Annotated in this window: 9 protein-coding genes; all 9 read left to right on the top strand. The window is 43.8% G+C overall.

The features are described from left to right. Nucleotides 1–416, top strand: a 416-nt coding sequence (gene efp / locus BSG1_RS18600; RefSeq protein WP_044023174.1) for an elongation factor P, incomplete at its 5' end; no start/stop codon positions are given. A 252-nt stretch (nucleotides 417–668) separates the two neighbouring features. Then, nucleotides 669–1,598: a stage III sporulation protein AA gene (spoIIIAA, locus tag BSG1_RS18595; RefSeq protein ID WP_006838774.1), complete on the top strand. Its 930-nt coding sequence runs from the start codon at nucleotides 669–671 to the stop codon at nucleotides 1,596–1,598. Next, nucleotides 1,599–2,114: a stage III sporulation protein SpoIIIAB gene (gene spoIIIAB / locus BSG1_RS18590; RefSeq protein ID WP_006838773.1), complete on the top strand. Its 516-nt coding sequence runs from the start codon at nucleotides 1,599–1,601 to the stop codon at nucleotides 2,112–2,114. It abuts the gene before it with no gap. Nucleotides 2,115–2,132: 18 nt separating this feature from the next. Then, nucleotides 2,133–2,339 (top strand): stage III sporulation protein AC, encoded by a 207-nt coding sequence (gene spoIIIAC / locus BSG1_RS18585; protein WP_006838772.1) that lies wholly within the window; start codon nucleotides 2,133–2,135, stop codon nucleotides 2,337–2,339. A 15-nt stretch (nucleotides 2,340–2,354) separates the two neighbouring features. Further along, nucleotides 2,355–2,747: a stage III sporulation protein AD gene (gene spoIIIAD / locus BSG1_RS18580; RefSeq protein ID WP_232214260.1), complete on the top strand. Its 393-nt coding sequence runs from the start codon at nucleotides 2,355–2,357 to the stop codon at nucleotides 2,745–2,747. 28 nt (nucleotides 2,748–2,775) lie between these two features. Then, nucleotides 2,776–3,969, top strand: coding sequence for a stage III sporulation protein AE (gene spoIIIAE / locus BSG1_RS18575; RefSeq protein WP_044023172.1), 1,194 nt, complete (start codon nucleotides 2,776–2,778; stop codon nucleotides 3,967–3,969). A gap of 11 nt (nucleotides 3,970–3,980) precedes the next feature. Then, nucleotides 3,981–4,592, top strand: coding sequence for a stage III sporulation protein AF (gene spoIIIAF, locus BSG1_RS18570; protein WP_006838769.1), 612 nt, complete (start codon nucleotides 3,981–3,983; stop codon nucleotides 4,590–4,592). Beyond that, complete coding sequence (gene spoIIIAG / locus BSG1_RS18565) at nucleotides 4,582–5,238, top strand: stage III sporulation protein AG (protein ID WP_006838768.1); 657 nt, start codon at nucleotides 4,582–4,584, stop codon at nucleotides 5,236–5,238. Before spoIIIAF ends, spoIIIAG begins: the two co-directional genes overlap by 11 nt. Before the next feature lie 14 nt (nucleotides 5,239–5,252). Continuing rightward, the gene (locus BSG1_RS18560; protein ID WP_006838767.1) at nucleotides 5,253–5,813 is read left to right on the top strand and encodes a SpoIIIAH-like family protein; all 561 of its coding nucleotides are present in this window, start codon (nucleotides 5,253–5,255) and stop codon (nucleotides 5,811–5,813) included. Nucleotides 5,814–6,345: the final 532 nt, after the last annotated feature.

Raw genomic sequence — 6,345 nt, 5'->3', positions numbered from 1 at the left:
CAATTCAGGAAAAAACCTTCCGTGCAGGCGAAAAAGTCGCTAAAGCTCAAATCGACAACCGTAGAATGCAGTATCTTTATGCTAATGGCGATATGCATGTTTTCATGGACACAGATTCTTATGAGCAAATTGAGCTGAACTCAGCTCAAATCGAATATGAACTAAAGTTTTTGAAAGAAAACATGGAAGTTCAAATTATGATGTACCATGGTGAAACTCTTGGTGTAGAATTGCCAAATTCAGTACAATTGACTGTTACTGAAACTGAACCAGGTATCAAAGGTGATACGGCTTCCGGCGGTTCCAAACCGGCAACAGTAGAAACCGGCCTGGTTGTAAACGTACCTTTCTTCGTAAACGAAGGAGACGTTTTAGTTATCAATACGACTGATGGTTCTTATGTATCTCGTGCGTAGGTTCGAATGATTAGAAAGCAAGCTGGAGGGCATTAATTGTCCTTCAGCTTTTTTATGTTGAGGGATTTTAGTACGTTAAAGCGCTAAGAGGGACTGTCCCTCTTAGCGCTTTAATGTATTAAAATTAAGTTTTATTCCACTGCAATCCCCACAATGAAGTCATATTCTTCTATTCTCCGAATACATTTTAATATCAAAAGGCATGTACCAATCAAAGGAGTAGTTTGAACAGCAAAATGAGGAGGAGGGAATATGGAAGAAATCCTATCAATCGTTCCAACAGCTATCGCAGAAAAAATCATTGCAATGCCAACCCATATTCAGCCGCTGATTGAAGAAATCAGAATCAGGATAGACAGACCGCTGGAAGTGACGGCCAGGGGTATACCATATTTTCTTCCCTATGTTGTAACTAAGAAAGATGGGGAACAACTGATCAATAAGCTTGCGAATCATTCGTTCTACACCTTGGAAGAAGAATTGAAACGAGGATACATCACAATTGAAGGCGGCCACCGGGTTGGGCTTGCCGGAAAGGTGATTCTCGACGGGGGAAAGGTGAAGGCGATCAGGCATTTGGCTTCATTCAATATCAGGGTTGCGCGCGAAGCCATTGGCATAGCCGCACCATTGATTCCGAGCCTCTACAAAAACCGCTGGAAGCATACCATGATCATCGGTGCACCTCAGACAGGTAAAACGACGATGTTAAGGGACATCGCGAGGATCGTTTCGACCGGCTTTCCTGAGGAGAGTATTCCGATTCCGCCCTATAAGGTAGGGATAGTGGATGAACGGTCTGAAATTGCCGGCTGTGTGCATGGAGTGCCTCAGCTTCAATTCGGACCTCGGATTGATGTGCTCGATGCGTGTCCCAAAGCAGAAGGGATGATGATGCTGATCCGCTCCATGAGCCCGGATGTGATCATCGTTGACGAAATCGGGCGCCGGGAAGATGGCCAAGCTATCCTGGAAGCGGTGAATGCGGGTATTACCCTTATAATGACCACCCATGGGCACTCGTTAGAAGAGATTTCAAAGCGTCCTTATCTTAAAGAAATTATTGAAATGAATGTAATAGAGAGATTTATTGAACTATCCAGAGGGGACAATCCGGGACTGATTAAGGATATCAAAAATCAGGCGGGGGCTTCACTGCTGGAAAAAGCGAGTGTGACGTAAATGATTAAAATCATCGGGGCTGTTTTTATCATCCTATCCACCTCCTGGGCCGGATTTGAAGCATCCAGGCATTTAAGTGAAAGGCCGCGTCAGTTAAGGATACTGAAATCAGCCTTACAGTCATTGGAGGCCGAAATTATGTATGGCCATACACCTCTGCATGAAGCGGCACGCAAGCTTTCCAAACAACTTCAGCGTCCGGTTGCCTGGTTCTTTGAAGTGTTCGCCAAGAAAATCACCACCGAAGAAACAACTGTAAGTGAAGCTTGGGAAGCCAGTCTGAAAGAGGTTTGGAAGATGACTGCCTTTAAGTCAAGAGAATATGAAATCCTTACTCAGTTCGGTGAGAGCCTGGGCAAACACGATCGGTTAACTCAGCAAAAGCATATATTACTGACCCTTACGCATTTGGAACGAGAAGAAACAGAAGCACTGGAAAAACAAAAGAGATATGAAAAAATGACGAAAAGTTTAGGATTTCTTTCAGGCCTGCTTCTCATCATTTTATTGCTGTAATGATCAGGAGGGGAAAAGATGGGAATTGATGTCGATATTATTTTTAAAATTGCCGGTGTAGGTATTGTTGTGGCTTTTCTTCACACAATCCTGGACCAAGTTGGCAAGAAAGAGTATGCACAGTGGGTTACGCTGTTCGGCTTTATTTACATTTTATTTATGGTCGCTTCAATCGTGGATGACTTGTTTCAAAAAATCAAATCAGTGTTTCTGTTCCAAGGGTGAGAGGGGGAATAGGCCATTGAAATCATACAAGTAGTCGGAATTGCCCTTGTATCGACTTTCCTCGCTTTGATCATTAAAGAGCAAAAACCTAATTTTGCTTTTTTGCTTGTTGTCTTCGTCGGCTGTGCGATTTTCTTGTTTCTCGTTGACCAGATATATGAAATCATCCGGATGATTGAAAAGCTGGCTGCAAACGCCAACATCAACATGATCTATGTGGAAACCATCCTGAAAATTATAGGGATTGCCTACATAGCAGAATTCGCCTCACATATCACAAAGGATGCGGGACAGGGGGCTCTCGCGGCAAAGGTGGAACTGGCCGGTAAAATTCTTATTCTAGCAATGGCAGTGCCGATCTTGACTGTCATCATTGAAACCATCATCAATATGATCCCGAATGGTTGAGGAGGCAGCTGCACATAGAGGTGAAAAAATGCGTCTAATATTTCTAGTCATATGTTGTACACTATTTTACTTTATTCTTGGAACATCCGCCGTTGGAGCAGAAGGAGAAGACGCACAGCAGAACACAGAGTTGGGAGAAAAGTTACTCGAAGAGCAATTGGAAAGGTTGGAAATCGATGAACTGAAGGTTTACTGGGACGATGTGATTTCGCAATATGGGGGGTTCCTGCCGGAAAGCCAGAAAGGGAGTTTGATCGATTTCATTAAAGGGGACAAGCAGTTTTCCTTTAAAGCCTGGTTCACAGGCATCATTCATTTTGCTTTCCAGGAGTTAGTCATGAATGGCAAATTACTTGGAACCCTGATATTACTGACGATTTTTAGTATGTTTTTACAATCGCTGCAAAACTCATTTGAAGGCGGAAATGTCAGCAAAGTCGCCTATGCAATTGTCTTCATGGTGTTGATCATCATTGCGCTGAACAGCTTTCATGTGGCAATCGATTATACGAAAGAGGCAATCGGTACGATGATGAACTTTATCATTGCCTTGATTCCGTTGCTGCTGGCACTCATCGCGTCCTCAGGAGGCCTGATATCGGCCGCTTTCTTCCACCCGGTAATTATTTTCCTCATGAATACAAGCGGACTGTTGATTCAAAATATCGTCCTGCCTCTTTTATTTCTTTCTGCGTTATTGAGCATCGTGAGCACTTTGTCTCCGCAATATAAGGTGACTCAGCTGGCAAACCTGCTTAGAAACTGGAGCATCGGCCTCCTGGGAATATTCATGACAGTATTCCTTGGAGTGATCTCCGTGCAGGGGGCAACGGCTGCGGTAACGGATGGCATAACGGTGAGGACGGCTAAATTTGTAACAGGAAACTTTGTCCCGGTGATCGGAAGGATGTTCACCGATGCCGCCGACACGGTCATCAGTGCATCGGTCCTGCTGAAGAACACTGTCGGAATTGCGGGAGTGGCCATCCTCTTAATGATCGCTGCATTCCCTGCGATGAAGATCCTGATGATCGCATTGATCTATAAGCTGGCCGCGGCACTGTTGCAGCCTTTGGGCGGGGGTCCGGTCATTGCGTGTCTCGATACTATAAGCAAGAGCGTCATTTATGTTTTTGCTGCCCTGGCCATTGTTTCGTTTATGTTTTTTCTCAGCATCACAATCATGATCGCAGCAGGCAACATTACTCTAATGGTGAGATAAGGAGGGAGAAGATGTCATTTCTGACAGAGTGGGTAACCAATATTATCGTTTTTGTACTATTGGCAAGTGTGATCGATATGCTTCTCCCAAGTTCCAATATGCAAAAATATACGAAAATCGTGACAGGGCTCCTTCTTATAACGATTATCCTGACCCCGCTCATGAAGTTATTCACTGCTGACTTTGAAGAAGCCCTTGAAGATATCAAGTTGGAGGGGACTGTCAAAACAGCTTCAGTAGAAAATTTAGTAGAAATGAAGAAAAAAGAAATACAAGCCTCACAACGTGCATATATTTTAGAACAGATGGCTGTCCAAATGAAAGATGATGTAGAAAAGGAGATGATAGAACAATATGGTCTAACTGTAAAACATATCGAGCTGGAAGCGGACGACCTTGAGAAGCTGCCGGAGAGCATCTTGTCAGTGTCGATTCATTTGGATACCTCCCAGGATGAAACAGTCACAGCAATAAAACCAGTCGAAATCGATACGACCAAAGCTATTCCAAAGGATGAAAGCAATAAAGAAATTTCGAAGATGCTTTCAGAAAAATGGAATATACCAGGTGACAAACTAGTGATTACGATCGAAGGAGGTGCAGGAAATAAACATGAAATTTGATAAAGGTCCGTTTAAAGCATTTCAGCAGCTATTCATGAAAGATTCCGAAGAGACGGAAGAGCCTGAGAAAAAGCCGGGGAAATTTCACTATTTCTTAATCGTACTGCTGTTTGGCGTTGCATTCATGCTCATCAGTGATATGTGGGGAAGTGGTTCTCAGGAGGCCTCAACTGTCATGAAAACCGAAAGTGAACCGCAGCAGGACGAGGTACCGGCCTTTGGAAACAAAGATTCAAAGGATTCCATAATGCAAGATTATGAGAACCGGTACGAAAATCAGCTGAAAGAAGCCCTGGAGCAAATTGCCGGAGTGAATGACCCAACCGTTGTTGTCAATGTGGAATCAACTGAGCGGAAGGTGTACGAGAAAAACAATTCCTTGCAAACGCAGGTGACAAAAGAAACCGATCGGGACGGCGGGAACCGGTCAATTGAAGATAAGTCTTCGGATGAGCAGCTGGTCATCATCAGAAATGGTGATAAGGAAGTACCGATCATTCTCGAGACTAAAAAACCTAAAATCAGCGGCGTTCTTGTAGTAGCAAAGGGTGCTGATAACATACAAGTGAAAAAATGGATCATTGAATCTGTCACACGGGTGCTGGATGTTCCCAGCCACCGGGTAGCGGTAATGCCTAAAAATTAAGGGGGAAATGAGATATGTTATTGAAAAAGCAAACGGTATGGTTATTGACAATGTTGAGCCTTGTGATTGTGTTATCTGTGTATTACATCACTTCACCGACACAGCAGGCAGCAGATATGACTAAAATGGAAGAGGGCACTCCGGCACAAGTAGAAGGGAAATCTGGTGGAGATGAAGAAGCGGCTGCTGATGGAGAAGTGGATATTGTAACGGAAGCTGCCGGTGACGAAGTATTTGAAACTCTTCGCATGGAATTCATGGATCAGCGCTCAAAGAGCAGAGAGGACCTGGAAACCAAACTAGCATCCGCTGATATTTCCATCGAGGAAAAAAATGAAGCGATAGAACAAATGGATCAGCTTAAAGAGCTTGCCACAACAGAGACTGTTTTGGAAACACTGATTAAATCTATGGGTTATGAAGATGCATTGGTCAGAGCGGATGGAGAGCAAGTCCGTGTAACTGTAAAAGCAAAGGAACATTCCCCGGGTGAAGCAAACAAAATCATCCGTTTGGTAACCGATGAAATTGGCGCTATGCAAAAAGTGGCAGTCCAATTCCAACCAGCAAACTAAATAGATCGAACAGCCGGCTGCCTAAGGGCAGCCGGCTTCTTTTATTGCAAGGTTTGTTTAAAGTCATCAGGATTTGGGGTGCGGATAATTATTGAATGGTCCTGGTGGTGGGCAGAGAACTGGACAATTCCTGAGGGAATGGACAAAAATCTAAGGGGAGAACCAAAAATTTGGTCTATTGCTGCAAGGAATGGTCCGAATATTTGTCGTGGGACAGAAACAACGAAAAATCTTAGAAGGAAATGGCCAAGAATCTTTTTTAAATTTGGTTTTGTATATGGGATTTTCTTGGTTGATACATGGCTGAATGTAGCGGAAGGTGCTTGATCTCCTGCTGGATTAGCGGGACATCTAGTTCCTGAGCCAAGCCCCTGGGGGTCAAATCATGGCCCTTCCACTTATGGTTACAGGTGAGATCCCGCCCGCTCCATGGATTAACGCACCTGAAGCGGAAATCAGCAGCATTATCTTTCAGAGCAAGAAAAAGAACTAAAAAACAAAGAATGAAACTCCAATCTATCCTAAAAAAATA

It is taken from the genome of Bacillus sp. SG-1, assembly GCF_000181495.1.
GTDB lineage: Bacteria > Bacillota > Bacilli > Bacillales > Bacillaceae_B > Rossellomorea.
The sequence above is the reverse complement of the archived record's forward strand: the minus strand, read 5'-3'. Positions and strand labels throughout refer to the sequence as shown.

Bases quoted from the DNA above. Each gene is read 5' to 3' on its own strand.
- spoIIIAB (WP_006838773.1), top strand. From the start codon at position 1,599: ATGATTAAAATCATCGGGGCTGTTTTTATCATCCTATCCACCTCCTGG.
- spoIIIAC (WP_006838772.1), top strand. From the start codon at position 2,133: ATGGGAATTGATGTCGATATTATTTTTAAAATTGCCGGTGTAGGTATT.
- spoIIIAE (WP_044023172.1), top strand. From the start codon at position 2,776: ATGCGTCTAATATTTCTAGTCATATGTTGTACACTATTTTACTTTATT.
- BSG1_RS18560 (WP_006838767.1), top strand. From the start codon at position 5,253: ATGTTATTGAAAAAGCAAACGGTATGGTTATTGACAATGTTGAGCCTT.
- spoIIIAG (WP_006838768.1), top strand. From the start codon at position 4,582: ATGAAATTTGATAAAGGTCCGTTTAAAGCATTTCAGCAGCTATTCATG.
- spoIIIAA (WP_006838774.1), top strand. From the start codon at position 669: ATGGAAGAAATCCTATCAATCGTTCCAACAGCTATCGCAGAAAAAATC.
- spoIIIAF (WP_006838769.1), top strand. From the start codon at position 3,981: ATGTCATTTCTGACAGAGTGGGTAACCAATATTATCGTTTTTGTACTA.